Genomic DNA, 21,937 nt, shown 5'->3' with positions numbered 1-21,937 from the left:
TACTAAAGTAACCGTATGCGTAAACTCCTCCTTTTATTTATAGTTGCAGCTATAGCTTTATCCTCATGCTCATCGCGTAAAAAGGGTATAAGTAATAAACAGGCCCGCAAAAACAACAAAAGCATACAAAAAGCCAATAAGGATGCTATTGCCGGTTACAGCAACTACACCGCCCAGCAATATATTGAACGCTTTAAGGCCATCGCCATTACTGAGATGAACCTTTATGGCATACCGGCAAGCATTACCCTGGCGCAGGGCATGTTTGAGTCGGGCAATGGTAACGGCGAGCTGGCCAAGGTAGCCAATAATCACTTCGGTATAAAATGCACCGGCGACTGGGCCGGCAAAGGCTATTATAAAGACGATGACAATGCTAACGATTGCTTCCGCGTGTATAATAACCCCGAGGATTCATTTCGCAACCACTCCGAATTTTTAAAGAAAAAACGCTACGCCAAATTATTTGAACTGGAAAAAAATGATTATGAGGGCTGGGCTTACGGCTTAAAAGCCGCCGGCTATGCAACCAATCCGCGTTACCCGCAATTGCTTATCAGCGTTATTAAAAGGTATAACCTCGATCAGTTTGATCGCCCTGAAACTGATCTTCAAAAAATTAAACGTGAAGACAGGGTGCTGGCCGATATTAATAATAACATTAACCAAACCGCCCCGGATACAGTAGTAAAGGATACCCCTGTTGATAAAACTTACATCGTTAAACAGGGCGATACGCTTTATAACATCTCAAAACGCTTTTCATTAACAGTTGACCAGTTAAAATCCATGAACAATATTGCGGATGATGGCATAAAAATTGGCCAAAAACTTATTGTTATTCCGTAACTTACTGTTAATATCTGTTAAAAATGCACCTGCAAACAGTACAATTGGTTAGTTTTAAAGCTATAATGAAATTATGGCTTTTAGTGCTGCCTTTGTGTGTGGCTTTCAATGTTTGTGCGCAGGATAAAAAGGTAGAAGGTATTGTGTATGATAAGGGAATAAATGACCGTATTGCCCGGGTTAACATTCGTAACCTTAGCAATGGGCAGGCCATTTTTAATAACCTTAAAGGCGAATTCAGTATAGATGCCGCTATTGGCGACCGTTTGGTTTTTTCAAAAGAAGGTTACTTTAATGATACCGTTAAAATAACCGACAAAAAATCGTTAGCTGTAAACTTAAAAACAACAGGTATACAGTTACAGGAAGTACGTATCAATGATAAGTTAATAAATCCTGAAAAATGGATGGCGGCTACCCGGCGAGATTATACCCGTTTGTATGGCCCATCGGCCAATCCTGATCTGTTAACTACCTCGCCCTACGGCGGAGCAGGCATTGGTATTGATGCGCTTTATAATGCGCTGAGCCGCAGCGGTCGCAATGCTGAGCGATTGAAGGAAGTTATAGAGCGCGATTATCATCAAAACGTGATAGATTACCGGTTTAACCGCACTTACGTAGCCAACATTACCGGGCTCAAGGATGATCAGCTTACCGATTTTATGCAAAAATACCGCCCGGGCTATTACCTGGTTACCACAGCAAGCGATTATGAGTTTGTAAAATACATCCGCAACAGCTTTAAACGTTATATGCGTAACCCCAGCAACTTTACCATCACACCGCTCGAACCGGCTAAATGAGGTACCCGGTAATTGTTATCTCCTCAATGCGGGTTGCGGGTATGGCTTTATATCCGTTTATACTGGTTAATAATAAGGATGCCGTTAATGATGCTACATTGCTAAACCACGAGCGGATACACCTCAAACAGCAGCGGGAAATGCTGGTCATCTTCTTTTATATTGCTTATCTGCTTAATTATTTTATTAATTTGATAAAATATTGTAACCATCATAAAGCCTATTTAAACATAGTATTTGAACGTGAAGCATATAAAAACGAGCAAAACTTAGTTTACCTTAAACAGCGAGGATTTTGGTGGTGGCGTTTCTATTTATAAACAAATAACTAAATTTGGCCCAAGCCGCCTGCAGCGGTGGTATTAAACGGTTATCTATGCTAAAAAAAGTACCCGCATTTATCATCATCGGCTTATTATGCCTTGTAAAAGGTGCTTTTGCACAAACTGACAGCGTAAAAACTGATAGCGCCAAGGTTGATACTTTTAAGGTTGATACCAACCTGCTAAACAAATACCGTATAGAGCCGCGTAAAAACGCATTGCCCCTACGCATAAGGCCAATGCAGCTACAGCCGGAGTATATTCCTGTTAAAATGCCCGATTATGAAATTAAACGCTGGCGCAAATGGCTTACCGTTGCCATTAACTTTAACCAGTCGGCATTTAGCAGCAACTGGGCATCGGGTGGTGTAAGCGCTGTTGCGGTGGGTACCAACATTATTTACAGAACGGAGTACAACAAATCGCCGTTTATATATACGGCGGAGGTTAACTTTTTATACGGTCGCTCAAAGAATAAGGGTCAGGGTGCACGTAAAACTAACGACCGTATTTTTATAGATAACAAACTATCAACCAAATTATCACAAAACTGGTATTTATTTGGGTCGTTAAGTTTGGAGTCGCAGGTTGATAAGGGCTTCCAATATCCTGATCCTAATCCGCCTGTGTTGATCTCAAAATTCCTTTCGCCGGGCTATATTACTGAATCCTTCGGTTTGGAGTATAAGCCATCGCGGTTTTTTGATTTGAGGATAGGTACCGGTACGGCACGCCAAACATTGGTTTTGGATACCACCATTTACCGCACCCAACCGGGTAACTATGGTGTACCGATAGGTAAAACTGTACGTAACGAGCTCGCGTTTCAGGCTATAGCTTTGTTTGATAAGGATATTATGCAAAACCTGCATCTAAACTGGCGCTATGCCCTGTTTATACCCTATGGCAGGCCAATAGCCTATACCAACCACCGTTTGGATGCCACTTTGCTTGCAAGAGTAAATAAGCTGATAAACGTTACCATAAACGGCACCGTAGTTTATAATAAGGATACCTCGAATGATATACAGGCAACGGAGGGCCTTGCTTTGGGTATTTTATACAAATTCCCGTAAATACAGGCTGAATATAAGCCACACATAACTCATAACTAATTGTTAACTTTGCATCCTCAAAAACAGAGGTATACACAATGTTTGAAAATCTTTCGGATAAATTAGACAGGGCGTTTAAAGTCCTGAAGGGACAGGGATCGATAACCGAGATAAACGTGGCCGAGACCATGAAGGAAATTCGTAAAGCCCTTCTGGATGCCGACGTAAACTATAAAACAGCCAAAGCATTTACTGATGAGGTAAGGCAAAAAGCACTGGGCGAAAACGTGTTGACCACCATATCGCCGGGCCAGTTGCTTACCAAGATCATGAACGATGAGCTAACCGCCTTAATGGGTGGTACAGCTACTGAGATCAGCTTTCCGGCTACGCCAACCATTATATTGATAGCGGGTTTGAACGGTGCGGGTAAAACTACCTTTACGGGCAAGCTGGCCAACTTCCTTAAAACTCAAAAAAACAAAAAACCTTTACTGGTAGCCGGCGACGTTTACCGCCCCGCGGCTATTGATCAGCTACAGGTTTTAGGTGAGCAGATAGGTGTACCGGTATATGCCAATCTGGAATCAAAAGATCCGATAGGTATAGCCAAAGAAGGTATAGCCCTGGCTAAGCAGCAAGGTAATAACGTGGTAATTATTGATACCGCCGGCCGTTTAGCTATTGACGAGGCCATGATGGTGGAAATAGAGCAGGTTAAAGCCGCTACCAATCCGCATGAGATTTTGTTCGTGGTAGATTCCATGACCGGGCAGGACGCGGTTAATACAGCCAAAACTTTTAATGACAGGCTTGACTTTACCGGCGTTGTATTAACCAAGCTTGATGGTGATACCCGTGGTGGTGCCGCGCTATCTATTAAATCGGTTGTAAACAAGCCTATCAAATTCATAGGTACGGGCGAAAAGATGGAAGCGCTGGACGTTTTCCACCCCGACCGTATGGCTTCGCGTATTTTGGGCATGGGCGACGTTGTATCGCTTGTTGAACGCGCGCAGCAGCAATTTGACGAGAAACAGGCCGCCGAGCTCCAGAAAAAAATACGTAAGAACAAATTTGACTTTAACGATTTTTACAGCCAGATACAACAGATCAAGAAAATGGGTAACATGAAGGATCTGATGGGCATGATACCGGGCGTAGGTAAAATGATGAAGGACGTAGAGGTGGATGATAACGCCTTTAAAGGTGTTGAAGCCATCATTCAATCAATGACACCGTTTGAGAAGGAAAACCCCGACAGCATTAACCAAAGCCGCCGTACACGTATAGCAAAAGGCTCGGGTACTGATATTGGCGAGGTAAACAGGCTGATAAAACAGTTTGAAGATATGCGTAAGGTAATGAAACAAATGAGCAACCCGGCAGCCATGGCCAACATGATGCGCAGGATGCCGAAGATATAAGATATTATATTCACTCATAAAAAAAGCTTTGCAAATGTTGCAAAGCTTTTTTTATTCTTTTAAGTACGTATCAATTTACGTTGTTTGTTATTTTCACAGTATAGATACTTGACATTTTAGCCTGGCCCTTCATAATTATTTGGTTTATATCCATACTGTATGAATAGTTGAAATTCTGGTTCATCGTTGTAAAAAAATTATCTTTTATAGAGTATTGCATTTTCCCGCTACCATTACCCTTCATTTTCATAACTGATTGTTTAACATTCATATCAGCCGACACTTCTGAAAGCAAATCACAATAAGCTATACCATTTTTTATATCGGTAAGCTTGTAGGTCATTTTTACCATCATTTCCATATTATTATCATTGGCTGGTATTGACATGGGTACTTCCATTGAAAATGATTCACCTATGGCAATGGATTTCTCCGGAAATTTAATCTGACTGGTCAGATCATTTAACATTTTAGCTAATTGGGCTTTCATAGCTTCATCAGCTTTTTTACCCGGCATTGAATCTATTTGAAGCACGTAATCATTTGTACACCTGCCATACAATTTTTGATTTTTTAATTGGCTTAAAGGTATTGGTACAGGAGTGCCATTCATAGTTGCAATAACATCTGCCTTGTTATAGTTTAAGGTAAATGGCAATCCGGTGTTTGTACTTTTACCCTTTGTTTTCATCAAAGTTTCCATATCTGTTGTCATATCCATCACAATAGGAATTTTAGTTCCTGATGACTTTATTTTATCGAGCGATGCAGAATCTCCTTCAAAATCCATTTGCATATTCATTTTTATCTGAATATTTGAAAGATAATTTCGGCTGGGTAAGTATTTTAATTTTAGTAATACAGATTTTTGTGCATTAGCAAACAGCACTGATACAATCAGTGATAAGGTTAAGAAGGTTGATTTCATTTATATATTGCTATTAGTTTTTAAAAGCATTCCATCCCTGCGCGGTTAGCGCGTGTACATTGCCGGTTTTACTGACCAGATTACAGCCTGCTGAGGCCTCGGTAATATGACCAATGATGGTGAAGTCCATCTTGAACTTAATTTTGTTGTAGTCGGCCTGTTTAACGGTAAACAGCAGCTCATAGTCTTCGCCGCCACTCAGGGCGCACACCGTAGGGTCGAGATTGAACTCCCGGGCGGTTTCATACGTCATGGGGTCAAGCGGTATCTTTTCCTCATAAATATTACAGCCTTTATCGCTTTGTTTACAAATGTGCAGTATCTCTGATGCTAATCCGTCAGATACATCGATCATGGCCGTAGGCTTAACATCTATATCTTTTAACAACTCCACAATATCTCGGCGTGCTTCGGGCTTTAACTGCCTTTCAACAATATAATCCTTACCCTCCAGGTCAGGCTGAATGTTAGGGTTTTCCAGGTAAACCAGTTTTTCACGTTCCAGTAATTGCAAACCCATATAAGCTCCACCTAAATCACCGGATACGCAGATCAGGTCGCCTTCCTCAGCCGTATTACGGTATACAATATCCTTTTCATCAGCATAACCAATAGAGGTTACACTGATCACCAAACCTTGTTTTGATGAGGTGGTATCGCCGCCAATAATATCAACATTATATTTTTCGCAGGCGATGTACATGCCTTCATACAATTCCTCAACAGCCTCTAAAGAGAATTTACTTGATAAACCTAATGATACCGTAACCTGGGTAGCTATACCGTTCATGGCATAAATATCGCTCAGGTTTACCTGTATAGCTTTATAGCCAAGGTGTTTTAGCGGGGTATAAGCCAGGTCAAAATGTATGCCTTCCAACAGCATATCGGTTGATACCAGTACCTTTTTACCTGCCGGATCAAGTACCGCGGCATCATCGCCAACACCCTTTAAACTTGATGGTTGTTTAAGCTTTATATTTTGAGTAAGATGCTTTATCAGCCCGAATTCGCCTAACTCCTGTATGTTGGTACGCTCTATATTGTCAAACATGGTCTTTTTATCTGGCTGCAAATTTACGAAAGCTTAACGCAAAATTCACTAAACCTTTTCTGAAACTTAACAACCTAAATATCAAATCATTCGTAATAATATTGATCGCTGATTAAAAAATATAAATCACCTTGTAAAATATATTTAACTCATACATCACTTATTAAACAATCATCCCCATTTATGCTACACTTAAATTTTATTAAAAAGCCGTTATTAGCGGTTATTATCGGCGGGGCAATACTGAGCAGTTGCCAAAAAAATTCTGATGCTTTATCACAAACTGAACAGATCAGCACTTCAGCCAAACTTAAAACGCAGGCTGTAACGCTTACTGAAGGCTTTGAGGTAGGTTCAACCAGCCCTAAAACAGCTTATGATGTATCACCGACAGGATCAAGCAGCGGCGATAATGTTACTATTGCAGCCAAAGCATGGAATTTATATGATGCCTTAATAGGTAATTTAAGTGCCGATAAAAAGGCAGGATCATGGTCTGCCCGTGTACGCAATACCGGCAAAGTAACCATGCTGTTTGATGTTACCGGCGGGGTAAGCAGTGTTAGTGTTAAACACGCTCTTTACGGTACCGATGGTGCAAGCACCTGGGGTTTGTTTTATTCAACCAACGCTGGCAGCACCTGGACACAAACCGGCGCTACCATTACATCAACCACTACTTTACAAACACAAACATTTACCTTATCGCTTACCGGTAACGTACGTTTTGAGATACGCAAATTAACCGGCGGTACCAATCGTATAAATTTTGATGATTTTGTAGTTAATGATAACGGCGGTACCACTAACCCAGGCGGGCCGATAGTAACCGGTAAAAAATTCCTTTTTGATGCCACTAAGTATGAAAATGCCGGCAGCGCCGATTGGCTGATAGATGCAGATGGTACAGAAAGCGTACCCAGCTATACGGGCGGTACTACTGTTGAGATAAAGGCACAACGTGTACCAACACCATCATACACAGGTATTACAGCTTCAACTCCTGAAACTTACTGGAAGGGCGCCATGTCTGCCTGGGCGGTTGAACTGGTTAAAAAAGGCGAACTGGTTGAAAGCCTGCCTGTAGGTACTGCTATTACTTATGGTAATACATCAAACCCGCAGGATTTAAGCAATTATGATGTTTATGTAGTAATTGAGCCTAACCGCTTATTTACCGCTGCTGAGAAAACCGCTATCATGAATTTTGTTAACGCAGGCGGTGGCTTATTTATGGTGGCCGACCATACTGCGGCTACCACTGCCGGTACTGATGCTAATGGCTATAATCCGTCAGACCGTGATGGTGATGGTTATGACTCGCCACGTGTTTGGAATGACCTTATGACCAATAATGGTATAAATAATAACAAGCCATTTGGTTTTAATGTTGATTATGTGGATATAAGTGATCAGCCATCAAGCAACGTTTACACCGGTACAAATGCTAATGCCCAAACAGTATTAAACGGCGCTACCGGTACAGCTAATAAACTCGCTTTTTATAATGGTACCACAGCAACTTTGTATCCTGCACAAAATTCAACTGTACAAGGTTTATTTTGGCGCAGCAGCAGCACCAATAATGGTAATACAGGTGTTATGGCTTTACTGTCAACCTACGGCTCAGGCAGGGTAGTTTTTGTGGGCGACAGTTCACCATCTGATGATGGTACCGGCGATCCTAATGATAACCTTTTCAATGGCTGGTCAGGCGATGCACCATCAGGCTATACATCACACCCGGCACTGCATTTAAATGCTTCATTATGGCTGGCTAAAGCTATTTAAGTAATATTTTCATCTACCTATAAAAACCAAAACCCCGGTACTTAAAAATACCGGGGTTTGTTATTTAAGTAGTTTTATACTTATAATCCCAGTTTGGCCGATATCTCCAGCATGCGCTCAATAGGCTTAACTGCATCCTTAATAATATGCTCGGGTACAGTTACTTCCGGCAATTCATTTTTAAGGCACAGGTACAGCTTTTCAAGCGTGTTACGTTTCATGTGCGGGCAATCATTACAAGCGCAATTGTTGTTTGGCGGTGCCGGAATAAATGTTTTATCCGGGTTCTCCTTTTGCATCTGGTGTAATATGCCCGATTCTGTAGCTACAATAAACTCCTTGTCAGGTGAATTGGTAGCGTACTTCAATATACCGGTTGTTGAACCTATATAGTCGGCCATTTCCAATATAACTTCCTCACATTCAGGGTGAGCCAATAGCTTTACACCCGGATGGCGCTCCTTTAAACGTGTGATCTTTTCTCTCGAAAATATCTCGTGAACCATACAGGCCCCATTCCATAACACCAGGTCGCGTCCGGTTTTTTTGGCTACCCAGGCACCCAAATTTTTATCAGGCCCGAATATTATTTTCTGCTCTTTCGGCAGGCTTTCAACTATCTGCACCGCGTTGCTTGATGTACAAACAATATCGCTTAAAGCTTTCAGTTCGGCAGTACAGTTCACGTAGGTAATTACCAGGTGATCAGGGTATTGCTCCTTAAATTTTTTAAACAAATGCGGCGGGCAGCTATCCGCCAATGAGCATCCTGCCTTTACATCGGGCAGTAATACTTTTTTTCCTGGCGATAGTATCTTGGCTGTTTCGGCCATGAAGTGTACCCCGGCGAATACGATAATATCGGCATCAGTTTTTGCTGCCTGCTGCGATAGGCCGAGGCTATCGCCAATATAGTCGGCAATATCCTGTATATCGCCGTCCTGATAGTAATGGGCAAGTATGACCGCATTTTTCTGCTTTTTTAATTTTTCAATTTCAACGAAAAGGTCAAGAGTAGGATCGATGTCCTCCTCAACAAAACCTTTCACATTTATTTCTTCGAAGATATCCATTTCAACAAATCAATAAAAACAACACTTTTTAATATAAGTAAAGAAACTATAGTTTATTAAGGTGTTAGTTTTGTTAAAAACTAATGTTACAAAATGAGCTAAAAGTTGTTTTAATATAGTTATTAACAATTTATTCTAATTAAATTTTATACAGCGAATTGAAAATTAGATTGGTATGATAAACAAGATTTATTTAATAAACTTTTATGTTAATATTTTCGCTGTGTTAAAAATGTTGATTTCAATGTTTGTAATGCTGATAAATGGCTCACAAATTTTGCTTCAACACTGCAAAACTAAGGGTTATTCACATGTTTATGTTTTATTATTTTTTTACTTACACAAAATTAACATGTTTTACCCCGCTTACTAACACAAGTATTACTTTTACACATCTATACGTATATATATGACCCGAAATGTGGATTTCCTGGTAATTGGTTCAGGCATCGCCGGACTAAGTTTTGCACTAAAGGCTGCAAAGCATGGTAAGGTACTGATAGTTACAAAGGCGAATGAAGATGAATCAAACACTAAGTATGCCCAGGGAGGTGTAGCTGTGGTTGTGGATAAAAAAGAAGATTCATTTGAAAAGCATATAAAAGACACCTTAATTGCCGGCGACGGGCTATGTGACCCGGAGGTTGTGGAAATTGTTGTTAAGGAAGGTCCGGAAAGAATTAATGAAATTATTGACTACGGAACCAATTTTGACAAGACCCACGATGGCATTTATGATCTGGCAAAAGAGGGTGGACACTCTGAATTTCGTGTGCTGCATTACAAGGATATCACCGGTTTTGAAATTGAACGTGCTCTGCTGGAGCAGATACACCAAAACCCTAATATTGAAATACTTACTCATTATTTTGCCGTGGATCTGATCACGCAGCATCATTTGGGCAAGTTTGTTGATAAATCATCAACCGATATTACCTGCTATGGTATCTATGCTTTTAATACAGAAACCAATGAAGTTGAAAAAATACTGTCAAAAGTTACTGTAATGGCTTCGGGCGGTGCAGGGCATATATATTCGGTAACAACAAACCCCACCATTGCTACCGGTGATGGTGTGGCTATGGTATATCGTGCTAAGGGTAAGGTGCGTAACATGGAGTTTATTCAATTCCATCCTACAGCATTATATAATCCGGGTGAGTATCCGTCATTTTTAATATCTGAAGCAGTGCGTGGTTTTGGAGGTATATTAAAACGTACCAATGGTGAAGAATTTATGCAGGAGTATGATGAACGCAGATCATTAGCACCGCGTGATGTGGTGGCCCGCGCCATCGACTCTGAGATAAAAAAATCGGGTGAGGATTATGTTTACCTGGATATTCGTCATCGTAGCAAAGCGGATATTATCCAACATTTCCCTAATATATATGCCAAGTGTCTGGATATAGGTTTAGACATGACAAAGGATATGATACCTGTAGCTCCTGCCTGCCATTATATGTGTGGTGGTATTTCGGTTGATCATGTTGGCCGTTCATCCATATTACAATTATATGCCTGCGGAGAATGTTCATCAACTGGTTTACATGGTGCTAACAGGCTGGCCTCTAACTCATTATTAGAGGCACTGGTATTTGCGCACCGTATTTATGATGATGCCATTAAAACTTTTGAAACTGCTGAAATACCGGCCGACATTCCTGATTGGGATGAAAAAGGCGTACAACTATCAAACGAAGATATATTGGTTACCCATAATGTACGCGAAATGCAAAAGTTGATGAATGATTACGTGGGTATAGTACGTTCTGATTTCAGGCTGGAGCGGGCTATGCGCCGTTTAGGTTTATTGCACGAGGAAACAGAGGAATTTTATAAGCGTACCAAGCTTTCAGTAAAATTATGTGAGCTCAGAAATTTGATACAGGTATCATACCTGGTGGTAAAATCGGCTATGACACGTAAGGAGAGCAGGGGGCTGCATTATACTACCGATTACCCTGAACATGCTACTGAGCTGCATGATACTATTTTTTAAATAACATTAGGGATGTATGAGCGAAAAACGGGATTCGAACCCGCGGCCTTCAGTTTGGGAAACTGATGCTCTACCAACTGAGCTATTTTCGCTTGGTAATGCCAAACATATAAAATTTATCAGTCAATCAATAATACATTAATTCAATAACTCAAAATTAAAATATGCCTGTTATACTGCCTGTAAAAGATAAGTCACCAAGCTGGGGCAAGGATTGCTTTATAGCCGAAAACTGCACCATTGTTGGCGATGTTATTATGGGCGATAATTGCTCGGTATGGTTCAATGCAGTAATTCGTGGTGATGTACATTACATCAAAATAGGCGATAACACTAATATTCAGGATGGAGCGGTTATTCATGCCACTTACCAAAAGGCGCCAACAAATATAGGGAGCAATGTATCAATAGGGCATAACGCTATTGTACATGGCTGTACCCTTCAAAATAATGTATTGGTAGGTATGGGTGCCATTGTGATGGATAATGCCGTAGTGCAACCCTTTGTTATTATAGGTGCAGGCTCAGTAGTGTTGGAGAATACCATTTGCGAAAGTGGTTATCTTTACGCGGGTACACCCGCAAAAAAAATAAAGCCATTAACAGATGAGCAACGGGAGTTGCTTACCCGTTTGCCCAATAATTATATGATGTATTCAAGCTGGTTTAAGGAGTAACCGGCTCTTTGGGTATAGTTAAAGCTTCTTCAGCATCCCAGTTTGGGCGCAGGGTTATTTCTTTTTCGTACAGCCAAATATTTTCCGGTTGGCGGCCTTCCTTAACGTTACCACTATCCCAACGGCCATTCTTATTGGCATCATATATCACCTTAACATGGTACTTACCGTTAATGTAATTGTTATAAACCACTGATGAATTTTTGGTGATCACATCGCTTCGCAATATGTTTTTTTCATCACGGTATAATTGTATAACATAATTTTTGTTAGGTTCGGGTACGGTTATTTTTAAGGTAAGTATACTGTAGTTCTCGGGTTTATCAATATCAAATTTTTTAACTGCGGCTTTGTTTTTATTGCCGAATATATCGGTCAGCGCGTCATCAGGTATGTTTAACTGATAGTTTACACCTTGTTTCCACCTGTATTTCATGGATAGCCTGCGCGATGTACTATCCTTAGTTATGGTAAAGCCCGTTACAGTGGCAGAATCTTCTTTTAAAGTGATCAGCGGAGTATTAATAGTTTCAATAGGCAGGTTTGCAGTTATCAGCAAATCAGTACCTGGTTTAAGCTTGTTATCGCTGCCTGTGTTAAAACTCAGCTTAACGCCTTTATGAAAGTTCTCTTTACGGCTTTTGCGTAAGGTAACCGTATCAACAGGTTTATTATTATCAGCCACTTGTATGCTTACCGAATCAAAATCCATTGTACGCATATACATTAAGGCTGTATCGCGCTTGCTGCTGAATTCAAGTATCTTTTGGTTATCAAGGTTAACCGGGTTTATTATTTTTACTGACGGGCGCTGTAATGGCTTGTTAAAGGCTAATACTATTTTTCCATCAGCATCAAAACGCCTGTCCACAAAGCGAAAATTAGTTGGTTCCTGCTGAAATAAGCGAAGTTGTATGTTAGCCGTATCTTTGGTAAGGTTGATGGTATCCTTTATAAAACCCACCAGTTCGGCTTCATTATCATATATTTTATTGGGCGATGTTTCTTTTAGTGCGTAAATACGGTACTTATCTTCTTTCAGGTTATTTAAACTAAAATTACCTGATGAATCTGTCAAAGCAAAAATGGCAGGCTTTTTCTTTTTATAGAATGCGGTATCCTTGCTAAGAGGATAGAGGAGTACGGCGATATCTTTTTCTTTTTGCTGGGTTTGGGTGTTGGTTACCGAACCACTAATACTTAACGAATCAATATGCGGACCTGTTGAAAAAACATAAGTGAAATTTTTGAGCGCGTTTGATTCATTAACGTCGGCAATGGATTTACCGAAGTTGATTACATAAGTTGTATTTTTTTGGAGGGTATCTTTAAATTGTATTACCAGGCTTTGGCCCCGAATATTATACTCCGGTAATTTCTCCTGGGCGGGGCTGATACTTATTTCCTGGTACTGGTTGCTCAGCTTAAAAAATTCGTCAAACTGTAAGGTTATCTCTTTCGCCTTAAAGTTGCGTGTCATGTTGTCGGGTGTAGCCTTTACAAGTTTCGGGGGGGTAAGGTCACGCGGGCCGCCTTCCGGTCTTTTCATGTTAGCACATCCCCAAAACATCAGGATGGCTATAACAACAGGCAAATTTTTAGTAAAAACAGCTACTTTTTTATTTGACAGCATTTTTAAGGCTTATAAGCGATTTTTAGTTTTTTATGAATGCTGATATTAAAATTTTAAAATAATGCCTTATAGACGATATTTTATAAATACTTAATTATCAGTTATTTATAACCTATTTTGTAATGTGTACCATCAAAACCGATATATCCGATGGCGAAACACCCGAAATGCGTGATGCCTGGCCCAAAGTGCGCGGTTTTATCTTCATTAATTTTTCGCGAGCTTCTTTTGATACCGATACAAGTTGATGATAGTTGAAATCCGGATTGATCTCTTTGTCCTCCATTTTTTTCATGCGGGCAACAATGTCCAATTCCTTTTCAAAATAACTCTCATATTTAATTTTTATTTCAGCCTGCTCAATAGTTTCTTTATCATACGCTGATAATAATTCATTAAATGCATCATCGGTTCTTCTCAGATCGTTAATGGATACCTGTGGCCTGCTAATTAAATTAAATATTTTAGAGTTTTGTGATAAAGGGGCTGTACCCAATTCATCTAATAAAGTATTTACTTTTGATGGCTCTACCGATTTGGTTTTAGTATAAGCAACAATGTTATCTGAGTTTTTAATCTTATCATTAACCTTGCTTAAGCGCTCATCACTAATAAGGCCTAACTCATGGCCAATAGGCGAGAGCCTGATATCCGCATTATCCTGACGCAGCAGCAAACGATGTTCTGCACGTGAAGTGAACATGCGGTACGGTTCTTCCGTGCCTTTAGTTACCAGGTCATCAATTAAAACACCGATGTATGATTCTGATCTTTTCATGATCAGCTCATGTTTATCATGCACTTTTTGATGCGCGTTTATTCCCGCGATAAAGCCTTGCGATGCTGCCTCTTCATAACCTGTAGTACCATTTATCTGTCCGGCAAAAAACAGGTTGCTGATCAGTTTTGTTTCGAGCGTTAAACCTAATTGTGTAGGAGGGAAGTAATCGTATTCGATAGCATAACCCGGACGGAACATTTTAGCGTTCTCAAAACCCGGTATTTTGGTTAATGCTTTATATTGAACATCTTCCGGCAGCGAGGTAGAGAAACCATTGACATATATCTCAACTGTGTTTAAACCTTCCGGCTCAACAAATATTTGATGGCGCTCGCGTTCGGCAAAGCGGTTTATCTTATCTTCAATAGACGGACAATAACGAGGACCTAAACCTTTTATACGACCGGTAAACATGGGCGATTTTTCAAAGCCTTCTTTCAAAGTTTCGTGTACATCGGAGTTTGTATAAGTTATCCAACAGCAGCGTTGCTCCTGTATTTGCTCAACTTTGGTGTATGAAAAACGTCCTCTTTCCGCATCGCCCCATTGCTCCTCCATTACCGAATAATTTAAACTACGGCCATCCACGCGTGGGGGAGTACCGGTTTTCATCCTTCCGGCTTCAAAGCCTAATTCAGTTAATTGTTCAGTTAATCCCGTAGCAGATTTTTCACCGGTACGGCCACCGCCGAAACGTTTTTCGCCAATATGGATAATGCCGTTAAGAAAAGTTCCGTTAGTTAAAACTACAGATTTTGACTCTATTTCTACACCTATGGAGGTACGTACACCATAAACCGTATTTCCTTTAACAAGTAATGAGCTTACCATATCCTGCCAAAAATCAACATTGGGTGTATTCTCCAGGGCTAACCGCCACTCTTCGGCAAAGCGCATACGATCACTTTGTGCACGTGGGCTCCACATCGCTGGTCCTTTTGAGAGGTTAAGCATCCTGAATTGAATGGATGTTTTATCAGTTATAATTCCTGAATAACCGCCCATCGCATCGATTTCACGCACAATTTGCCCTTTAGCAACGCCGCCCATGGCAGGGTTACAACTCATTTGGGCAATGGTATTCATGTTCATGGTAATAAGTAATACAGATGAGCCCATATTGGCTGCAGCAGCAGCGGCTTCACAGCCCGCGTGCCCTGCACCTACTACAATTACATCATATTTCTTAAACATAATTCCTCCATGTTCCACGTGGAACATATCAATATTCGTTATTCATTATAATGTTCCACGTGGAACATTACCCTTCAATTAATTCAGTTAATTCAAGCCAGCGCATACTTTTTTCATCTAATTGACTATTTAAAGCAGCTAATTCGGCTAATATTTTAGTAAGTTCATCGCTCCCCAATCCGGATGCGTTCAGTTTGTCGTTTGTGTTTTTAATGGATATCTCCAGCTTGGCTATATCTCCCTCCAGGTTTTCGTATTCGCGCTGATCCTTATAGCTAAGCTTGTTCTTTTTTGGTACAACCGCTGCCGGGGTAGGAGTTGATTGAACTGGTTTAGCTTCGCTTTTTTGCTTGGCTGCCGCTTTTTCAGCCTCCAATTCATTCCTGTACTCTGAGTAATTGCCGTTAAATATCCTTACATCGCCATTGCCTTCCATAATAAAAAGCTGTTCGGTAAGTTTATCCAGCAAGTATCTATCGTGTGATACCAGCATTAAAACGCCATTATAACCCGTTAAAAACTCTTCTAATACGTTTAGAGTATCAATATCAAGATCGTTAGTAGGCTCATCAAGTATCAGAAAGTTTGGATTCTTCATCAGGATGCTCATTAGTTGCAAACGTTTCTTTTCGCCACCACTTAGGTTACTAATAAAACCATGTTGTTTTTTAGGTGGAAACAAGAATAGGGTGAGTAGCTGTGAAGCTGATATCATCTTTCCATCAGCCATGGTAATAAATTCAGCTACATTTTTTACTACATCTATAACCCTTTCATCGGGTTTAAATGTAATACCTGCCTGATGAAAATAACCTAATACGGTTGTTTCACCCTTTACAACCTCGCCAGTATCCGGCAATATATTGCCGGTAATGAGGTTTAATAGGGTAGACTTGCCTGTACCGTTTTTACCGGCAAGGCCAATACGGTCGCCTTTTTTAAATACATAATCAAAGCCTTCGATAATGGTGCGCCCGTTAAAGCCTTTATTAACGTGTTCAAGCTCCATAATCTTATTTCCCTGGCGCGCTGTTTTAACGCTCAACTCAACTTTTGCTTTTGGCCCGGCACCCTTAGTTTTTTCTTCAAGTTCGTAGAAGGAATTAATACGGGCTTGTGATTTTGTTCCACGTGCCTGCGGCTGTCGGCGCATCCATTCTAATTCCTTTTTTAAGAGATTGCTGTTCTTTTGAAACTGTACTTCGTCATTAGCCTCACGTTCGGCCTTCTTTTCAAGAAAATAGCCATAATTACCTGCATAAGTAAATATGCGACCCTTATCTATCTCAATAATCTCATTACATACATTGTCCAGAAAATAACGGTCGTGCGTAACCATCAGGATGGTTTTGTTTCCCTCGGTAAGTAGCTTTTCAAGCCACTCGATGGTATCAATATCCAGGTGGTTGGTAGGCTCATCCAATATATACAGGTCAGGATCTTCAATAAGCAAACGGGCAAGCGCCAAACGCTTTTTCTGCCCACCTGATAACGAGGCTATATTTTGGTTGAGATGATGAATATCTAACCTGCCAAGAATTGTCTTTATCTTATACTCATATTCCCAGGCATCAACCTCGCTCAGTTCTTCCATAATTTTTTCAATGGCTTTACTGTTGTCCGGGTCGTTTTCAAGCAATTCCTCGTAGCGCTTTATTAGCTGCTGCTGGATGTTGTCTTCACTAAAAATATAATCGCTGATGGTTACGGCACTCTTAAAATCCGGATCTTGCTCCAGGTAACCAACACGAAGATCGCGTGCGCGTACAGCTTTGCCCTCGGTAGGGTTGAGCTGACCTGAAAGTATTTTTAACAGGGTTGATTTACCTGCGCCATTAACGCCAACCAATGCCACCCTGCGGCCGCGGTTAATACCCACGGTCATGTTTTTAAATAGCCAGTGGTCATGAAATGAATGGCCTAAATTTTCTCCTGAAATATACGTGCTCACGCTAATTGTTTTATTTTATCGGTGGTGTAAACAAACACTCCCTTATTGTTGGTTAATGATTGGTTAAGCATTGCGGCTGCAACGCTTTCTGCCTTTATACTTCTGTATTTTTTAAATCCGCCTAATAGTAAGGGATTAAGTACTGTAAATACCGCCGTAGCTATTTTCTCGCCCAAGCGCGGCTTACTGCGCTTGCCTTCTAAAAAAGATGGCTGATATATATGCAGACTTTCTACATCGGCAGCCCTAATATCCTTTTCCGCATCACCTTTCGTTTTTAAGTAGAAATTAGCTGCTAAAGTATTAGCACCTATAGCCGAAACCAGATGGTATTGCTTAACGCCATTTTGTGCTGCAAATTGTGCCAGCTTAACCGGGTAATCATGGTCTATTTGGCGATATGTTTTTCTGTCTGGCGTTTGTTTTTGAGTTGTGCCAAGGCAGCAAAATACAGCGTGCCCTTTTATCAGATCGGAATATTTGTCAAGCTCATCAAAATTAATTATTGCCTGAATAAGTTTTTTATGCTGAACAGGTAATTGGCGACGATTAAGTAACAAAACTTCGTCATAGTCGGGGTGCTGCAATAGCATGGTCAGTAAATTACTGCCAATAAGTCCGCTTGCTCCGGCTATGATCGCTTTGTATGCCATAAAATTGAAAAAATCATGCAAAAATACACATAATTAATTTGTAGAATAAATATTGAATGTTTAAACACGGTTTTAATAATATTGATATGAAATGGGCAGTTGAGTTCTGCTGATCAGATGGTTATATGATATAAGATCATTTGCGAGGATACTCTTTTAAATTGACGGCACTGAATTAAACAAAACTGGTGTACCCGGTGTTAATCATACCAAGTTCTGTAACCATTGAAACCGTTGCGCACCTGCGTTTGCTGAAACTTTAAGTAACCATGTAAGCTCCCCCGTTTTGCGCAAAATATCTGTGAGTTAATTATTGAACACCGGCTATGTAAAACAAACAGGAATGTTTGTGTGTAGTTGGATTTTAAACTGATGTTTATGGCAGAGCAGGCAATACCCGCGTGGAAAAAATGGCTGGAAGGCATAGGTGAGCAGGGCGTATTTTTTACGCGCTTTGTTCGCAATATTTTTGCCGGAGGCTTTGAGTGGTCGGAGTTTATGCGCCAGTGTTATGAGATTGGCTATAAATCGTTAACATTGGTGGGCATAACCTCTTTTATAATGGGCTTGGTGCTGATACTGCAACTGCGGCCAACCATGGTTGATTTTGGTGCCGAAAGCATGCTGCCGCGAACACTATCAATAGCGCTTATACGTGAGATAGGGCCTGTGATTACGGCTATCATCTGCGCGGGTAAAATAGCGTCAAGTATAGGTGCCGAACTGGGCAGCATGAAGGTTACCGAGCAAATTGATGCTATGGAGGTATCAGGCGCTAACCCGGTGCAATACCTGGTGGTTACCCGCATTATAGCTACCGCTTTTATGGTACCATTGCTTACCCTTATAGGCGATGTGATTGGCTTATTCGGTGGGTATATTGCTATTAACTTAACTGATGATACCAGTTTTTACCTATACTTCCATAAATGTATCGCTTCGATCGAATTCATCGATTTTATACCGGCATTTATTAAAACCATATTTTTTGGCTTCGCGATAGGTTTTGTAGGATGCTATAAAGGCTATAACTCCAATAAAGGCACCGAAAGCGTAGGTATTGCGGCTAACTCGGCTGTAGTAACAGCCTCGCTTTGGATCTTTGTGATAGATGCCATTGCCGTTCAGATAACCAACTTATTATACTATTGATATCATGGCGCAAAAGAACGATATAGCAATAGCAGAACAAACGGATAAGGTTAACAATAATGAGGTGGTTATCCATATTAAAGGCCTCAAAAAATCCTTTGGTGATAAGGAGGTGCTGCGCGATATCAATCTCGACCTTAAACGTGGCGAGAATGTAGTAGTGCTTGGCCGATCCGGCCAGGGAAAATCAGTAACTATACAATGTATAGCAGGGCTGCTAACGCCTGATGATGGCGAGCTTGATGTATTTGGCGAAGCCGTTACCGAAATGAATGAGGATGAACTGAAACAACTACGTATCAGGTTGGGCTTCCTGTTTCAAAGCGGAGCCTTGTACGATTCGATGACCGTGCGTGAAAATCTCGAATTTCCGCTTACACGGGTTTTAAAGCTTAAAGACCAGCAAGAGATTGACCAACGCATTGAAGAAGTGCTGGAGGGCGTAGGATTGGCTGACGCGGCCGATAAAATGCCGTCCGACCTGTCAGGCGGTATGCGCAAACGCATCGGCTTGGCCCGTACACTTATTGTAAAGCCTGAAATTATGCTGTATGATGAACCCACCACCGGGCTTGACCCGATCACCTCGCGCGAGATCAGCGAGCTTATACTCAATATGCAGCGAAAATATAAAACATCATCCATCATCATAACCCACGACCTGGAGTGCGCCAAAATAACCGCCGACCGTGTTGTGGTGATGAACGATGGTGAATATATAGCCGAAGGCAGTTATGAAGAGCTGCAGGCTTCAGATAATGAATTTGTACGATCCTTTTTTAACGAACAGAAATGAAAGCAACATCTTCCCAAAAAATAAAAATCGGTTTATTCTCTGTACTTGGCATAGCCGTGCTGGTGGTAGCTATATTTTTAATAGGCAGCCAAAAAAGCATGTTTAATTCCACCTTTAACGTTTATGGAGAGTTTAAAAACGTGAGCGGCTTGCAGGTGGGCAATAATGTACGCTTTGCCGGCATAAATGTAGGTGTGGTTGAAAACATAACCATAGTTACCGATAGCATGGTTCGGGTTGACCTTACCCTTAACAGCAACGTAAATAAATTCATTAAAAAGGATTCCAGGTTGAGCATTAGCAGTGATGGTTTGATGGGGGATAAGCTGGTGGCCATAGCCCCGGGCGGTGTAAAAACACAGGAAGTGGTACAAAACGGCGATAAACTGACCGCGGTTAACCCGCTGGATGTGGATAAGATGATTAACAAGCTGACCAGGGTAGCCGATAATGCCGAAAAATTATCAGCCAACCTGTCTGACGTGGTTTACAAGATCAACAACGGCAAAGGCAGCCTTGGCCGCCTGCTGAACGACGATAAGATAGCGGACGACCTGCGCGGCACCGTTAAGCAGGCAAAATCAACCATAAAAACGGTTGACGCGGCCACCGTTACCCTGCACGAAGATTTGAAAGCGGCGCAAAGTAACTTCCTGCTGCGTGGTTTCTTTAAAAAGAAGGAGAAGGCAGCCAAAGCCAGGCAGGATTCGATCCGCAAGGCCCAGGAAAAGGCTGAAAAAGAAAAAAAGAAGGCTCAGGAAAAAGCCGAAGAAGAACGTAAAAAACAGGAAGAAGAGGTTAAGAAAAAGCAGGAAGAAGGAAACTAATGAATTACGCTAAATTTTTGGCTGCATGTTCATGATCCTTTTAGTAAAAGTTCGGGTTAGTTTTTTAGGATTTTCCTTGTCAACCAAACGCTCAAGTATTAAGGTATCGCCTGATAACTTATAGTTACATGAAAAGCTTTGGTGGTTATACTGGTAGATGAATTTGATGGTATTGTTGCCCCGATCAAGCTGATATTGATATGGCGATACAGCGATACCTCCGGTTTCGTTATAGGTACCTAACTGGTTAAAATATATTTTTAAATTTTTATTAGTTATTAAACTATCATTCAATCGTTCTTCAGTTTGTACCCATTCAATAGGATGATTATTAAACCAGTCGCCTATGAGTTCATCGTTTATGCGGCTATAATTTAATAGCCCAGGGCAAAAAGACCATACACATAGCGTAATAATCAGCGTATTGATCAACCATTCTGTACGTATAAAATTTAACTTACGCGTTTCAGATAGCATTAATTTCAATATGCCCAACACCTTTTTCCACTCAATAAATAATATTAAAAGATTGAGAATTAATAGTACCGTGGCAATAAGTTTTGTAGCATCCCACAGCTCCAACGCATAGTTTATCAGGAAAACATTAAGGGTTACCGGTAGCATTAATACTGCGCCTAAAAAGGTTGTCCTTCTAAAAAACAGTAGCAGGGCAGGTATCAACTCAAAAAAGCCCAGTAACACCTCAAACCAGGGTGAGTGGCCTAAAAAAGCCCAGGTTAAAACTGTTCCGGGTGTTTGTTCAAGCGGTGTTAATAACGATGATGAAGTAAGTACAAACTGGGTACGGAGTATTTTGGTAAACGCATAAGGCAACATGGTAATTGCCAAAGAGTAACGTACCAGTAAAAGATATAGATAAGGTTTTTTTAAAAATTGTAACAGGTTTTTCATTATGCTGTTAACGCTTACCGAATGCGCGTATTGCATAACGCTTGTTAAATAAA

The 21,937-nt window shown here is 40.8% G+C and carries 19 protein-coding genes and 1 tRNA gene; 11 read left to right on the top strand and 9 right to left on the bottom strand.

What is annotated here, in order from left to right; genetic code table 11:
- Positions 1-15: 15 nt before the first annotated feature.
- The 5 genes from LJ707_RS18455 to ffh all read left to right on the top strand — a co-directional run bounded on the left by LJ707_RS18455 (position 16) and on the right by ffh (position 4,460).
- Positions 16-849: a glucosaminidase domain-containing protein gene (locus LJ707_RS18455; protein WP_228953840.1), complete on the top strand. Its 834-nt coding sequence runs from the start codon at positions 16-18 to the stop codon at positions 847-849.
- 65 nt (positions 850-914) lie between these two features.
- Positions 915-1,655 carry a hypothetical protein gene (locus LJ707_RS18450; RefSeq protein ID WP_228953838.1) on the top strand — a complete coding sequence of 247 codons (741 nt, stop codon included), beginning with the start codon at positions 915-917 and terminating at the stop codon, positions 1,653-1,655.
- Entirely contained in the window at positions 1,652-1,975 is a 324-nt protein-coding gene (locus LJ707_RS18445; protein WP_228953836.1) for a hypothetical protein, read from the top strand. The genes LJ707_RS18450 and LJ707_RS18445 overlap by 4 nt, the downstream gene beginning before the upstream one ends.
- A 56-nt stretch (positions 1,976-2,031) precedes the next feature.
- Positions 2,032-3,054, top strand: coding sequence for a DUF3078 domain-containing protein (locus LJ707_RS18440; protein ID WP_228953834.1), 1,023 nt, complete (start codon positions 2,032-2,034; stop codon positions 3,052-3,054).
- 77 nt (positions 3,055-3,131) lie between these two features.
- The gene (gene ffh / locus LJ707_RS18435; protein WP_228953831.1) at positions 3,132-4,460 is read left to right on the top strand and encodes a signal recognition particle protein; all 1,329 of its coding nucleotides are present in this window, start codon (positions 3,132-3,134) and stop codon (positions 4,458-4,460) included.
- Positions 4,461-4,530: 70 nt separating this feature from the next.
- On the opposite strand, the gene LJ707_RS18430 is transcribed toward ffh, so the two are convergent.
- Both LJ707_RS18430 and thiL read right to left on the bottom strand, forming a co-directional pair.
- Positions 4,531-5,388 (bottom strand): hypothetical protein, encoded by an 858-nt coding sequence (locus tag LJ707_RS18430; RefSeq protein WP_228953830.1) that lies wholly within the window; start codon positions 5,386-5,388, stop codon positions 4,531-4,533.
- 13 nt (positions 5,389-5,401) lie between these two features.
- Positions 5,402-6,442, bottom strand: a complete 1,041-nt coding sequence (gene thiL, locus LJ707_RS18425; protein ID WP_228953828.1) for a thiamine-phosphate kinase — start codon at positions 6,440-6,442, stop codon at positions 5,402-5,404.
- A gap of 183 nt (positions 6,443-6,625) precedes the next feature.
- On the opposite strand from thiL, the gene LJ707_RS18420 reads away from it, so the two are divergent.
- Entirely contained in the window at positions 6,626-8,233 is a 1,608-nt protein-coding gene (locus LJ707_RS18420; protein ID WP_228953826.1) for a hypothetical protein, read from the top strand.
- Positions 8,234-8,313: 80 nt separating this feature from the next.
- Here the strand turns inward: LJ707_RS18420 and nadA are convergent, their stop codons facing one another.
- Positions 8,314-9,306, bottom strand: a complete 993-nt coding sequence (gene nadA / locus LJ707_RS18415; protein ID WP_228953824.1) for a quinolinate synthase NadA — start codon at positions 9,304-9,306, stop codon at positions 8,314-8,316.
- Positions 9,307-9,715: 409 nt separating this feature from the next.
- On the opposite strand from nadA, the gene nadB reads away from it, so the two are divergent.
- Positions 9,716-11,308 (top strand): L-aspartate oxidase, encoded by a 1,593-nt coding sequence (gene nadB, locus LJ707_RS18410; protein ID WP_228953822.1) that lies wholly within the window; start codon positions 9,716-9,718, stop codon positions 11,306-11,308.
- 19 nt (positions 11,309-11,327) lie between these two features.
- Here the strand turns inward: nadB and LJ707_RS18405 are convergent.
- Positions 11,328-11,400 (bottom strand) — tRNA-Gly (locus LJ707_RS18405).
- 72 nt (positions 11,401-11,472) lie between these two features.
- On the opposite strand from LJ707_RS18405, the gene LJ707_RS18400 reads away from it, so the two are divergent.
- Positions 11,473-11,985 carry a gamma carbonic anhydrase family protein gene (locus LJ707_RS18400; protein WP_228953821.1) on the top strand — a complete coding sequence of 171 codons (513 nt, stop codon included), beginning with the start codon at positions 11,473-11,475 and terminating at the stop codon, positions 11,983-11,985.
- On the opposite strand, the gene LJ707_RS18395 is transcribed toward LJ707_RS18400, so the two are convergent.
- From LJ707_RS18395 to LJ707_RS18380, 4 genes are all read right to left on the bottom strand, one after another.
- Positions 11,975-13,534, bottom strand: coding sequence for an Ig-like domain-containing protein (locus LJ707_RS18395; protein WP_228953818.1), 1,560 nt, complete (start codon positions 13,532-13,534; stop codon positions 11,975-11,977). The genes LJ707_RS18400 and LJ707_RS18395 overlap by 11 nt on opposite strands.
- A gap of 196 nt (positions 13,535-13,730) precedes the next feature.
- A complete protein-coding gene (gene mnmG, locus LJ707_RS18390) occupies positions 13,731-15,593 on the bottom strand; it encodes a tRNA uridine-5-carboxymethylaminomethyl(34) synthesis enzyme MnmG (RefSeq protein WP_228953816.1) in 1,863 nt (620 codons plus the stop codon).
- A 67-nt stretch (positions 15,594-15,660) separates the two neighbouring features.
- The gene (locus tag LJ707_RS18385; RefSeq protein WP_228953814.1) at positions 15,661-17,544 is read right to left on the bottom strand and encodes an ABC-F family ATP-binding cassette domain-containing protein; all 1,884 of its coding nucleotides are present in this window, start codon (positions 17,542-17,544) and stop codon (positions 15,661-15,663) included.
- Positions 17,541-18,197, bottom strand: coding sequence for an NAD(P)H-binding protein (locus LJ707_RS18380; protein WP_228953812.1), 657 nt, complete (start codon positions 18,195-18,197; stop codon positions 17,541-17,543). Before LJ707_RS18380 ends, LJ707_RS18385 begins: the two co-directional genes overlap by 4 nt.
- Before the next feature lie 378 nt (positions 18,198-18,575).
- Between LJ707_RS18380 and LJ707_RS18375 the strand changes: the two genes are divergently transcribed.
- From LJ707_RS18375 to LJ707_RS18365, 3 genes are read left to right on the top strand one after another with little or no spacing between them, the layout of a single operon-like run.
- Positions 18,576-19,349: an ABC transporter permease gene (locus LJ707_RS18375; protein ID WP_228953810.1), complete on the top strand. Its 774-nt coding sequence runs from the start codon at positions 18,576-18,578 to the stop codon at positions 19,347-19,349.
- A gap of 4 nt (positions 19,350-19,353) precedes the next feature.
- On the top strand, positions 19,354-20,145 hold the full coding sequence (locus LJ707_RS18370; protein WP_228953805.1) for an ABC transporter ATP-binding protein: 792 nt from the start codon (positions 19,354-19,356) through the stop codon (positions 20,143-20,145).
- Positions 20,142-20,972, top strand: a complete 831-nt coding sequence (locus tag LJ707_RS18365; RefSeq protein ID WP_228953803.1) for an MlaD family protein — start codon at positions 20,142-20,144, stop codon at positions 20,970-20,972. The genes LJ707_RS18370 and LJ707_RS18365 overlap by 4 nt, the downstream gene beginning before the upstream one ends.
- A 9-nt stretch (positions 20,973-20,981) precedes the next feature.
- Here the strand turns inward: LJ707_RS18365 and LJ707_RS18360 are convergent, their stop codons facing one another.
- Positions 20,982-21,920, bottom strand: coding sequence for a hypothetical protein (locus tag LJ707_RS18360; protein ID WP_228953801.1), 939 nt, complete (start codon positions 21,918-21,920; stop codon positions 20,982-20,984).
- Positions 21,921-21,937: the final 17 nt, after the last annotated feature.

Origin of the sequence: Mucilaginibacter sp. UR6-1, from assembly GCF_020880975.1 — a bacterium.
Taxonomy (GTDB): Bacteria; Bacteroidota; Bacteroidia; order Sphingobacteriales; family Sphingobacteriaceae; genus Mucilaginibacter.
Note: the sequence above shows the minus strand (reverse complement) of the source record. Positions and strands in the feature narration are given on the sequence as shown.

Excerpts from the sequence above, each read along its gene's own strand:
- LJ707_RS18450 (WP_228953838.1), top strand. The coding sequence starts at position 915 with ATGAAATTATGGCTTTTAGTGCTGCCTTTGTGTGTGGCTTTCAATGTT.
- LJ707_RS18370 (WP_228953805.1), top strand. The coding sequence starts at position 19,354 with ATGGCGCAAAAGAACGATATAGCAATAGCAGAACAAACGGATAAGGTT.
- thiL (WP_228953828.1), bottom strand. The coding sequence starts at position 6,442 with ATGTTTGACAATATAGAGCGTACCAACATACAGGAGTTAGGCGAATTC.
- LJ707_RS18380 (WP_228953812.1), bottom strand. The coding sequence starts at position 18,197 with ATGGCATACAAAGCGATCATAGCCGGAGCAAGCGGACTTATTGGCAGT.
- ffh (WP_228953831.1), top strand. The coding sequence starts at position 3,132 with ATGTTTGAAAATCTTTCGGATAAATTAGACAGGGCGTTTAAAGTCCTG.
- LJ707_RS18430 (WP_228953830.1), bottom strand. The coding sequence starts at position 5,388 with ATGAAATCAACCTTCTTAACCTTATCACTGATTGTATCAGTGCTGTTT.
- LJ707_RS18375 (WP_228953810.1), top strand. The coding sequence starts at position 18,576 with ATGGCAGAGCAGGCAATACCCGCGTGGAAAAAATGGCTGGAAGGCATA.
- LJ707_RS18360 (WP_228953801.1), bottom strand. The coding sequence starts at position 21,920 with ATGCAATACGCGCATTCGGTAAGCGTTAACAGCATAATGAAAAACCTG.
- nadA (WP_228953824.1), bottom strand. The coding sequence starts at position 9,306 with ATGGATATCTTCGAAGAAATAAATGTGAAAGGTTTTGTTGAGGAGGAC.
- LJ707_RS18420 (WP_228953826.1), top strand. The coding sequence starts at position 6,626 with ATGCTACACTTAAATTTTATTAAAAAGCCGTTATTAGCGGTTATTATC.
- mnmG (WP_228953816.1), bottom strand. The coding sequence starts at position 15,593 with ATGTTTAAGAAATATGATGTAATTGTAGTAGGTGCAGGGCACGCGGGC.
- LJ707_RS18455 (WP_228953840.1), top strand. The coding sequence starts at position 16 with ATGCGTAAACTCCTCCTTTTATTTATAGTTGCAGCTATAGCTTTATCC.
- LJ707_RS18445 (WP_228953836.1), top strand. The coding sequence starts at position 1,652 with ATGAGGTACCCGGTAATTGTTATCTCCTCAATGCGGGTTGCGGGTATG.
- LJ707_RS18440 (WP_228953834.1), top strand. The coding sequence starts at position 2,032 with ATGCTAAAAAAAGTACCCGCATTTATCATCATCGGCTTATTATGCCTT.
- LJ707_RS18400 (WP_228953821.1), top strand. The coding sequence starts at position 11,473 with ATGCCTGTTATACTGCCTGTAAAAGATAAGTCACCAAGCTGGGGCAAG.
- LJ707_RS18395 (WP_228953818.1), bottom strand. The coding sequence starts at position 13,534 with ATGAAAAGACCGGAAGGCGGCCCGCGTGACCTTACCCCCCCGAAACTT.
- nadB (WP_228953822.1), top strand. The coding sequence starts at position 9,716 with ATGACCCGAAATGTGGATTTCCTGGTAATTGGTTCAGGCATCGCCGGA.
- LJ707_RS18365 (WP_228953803.1), top strand. The coding sequence starts at position 20,142 with ATGAAAGCAACATCTTCCCAAAAAATAAAAATCGGTTTATTCTCTGTA.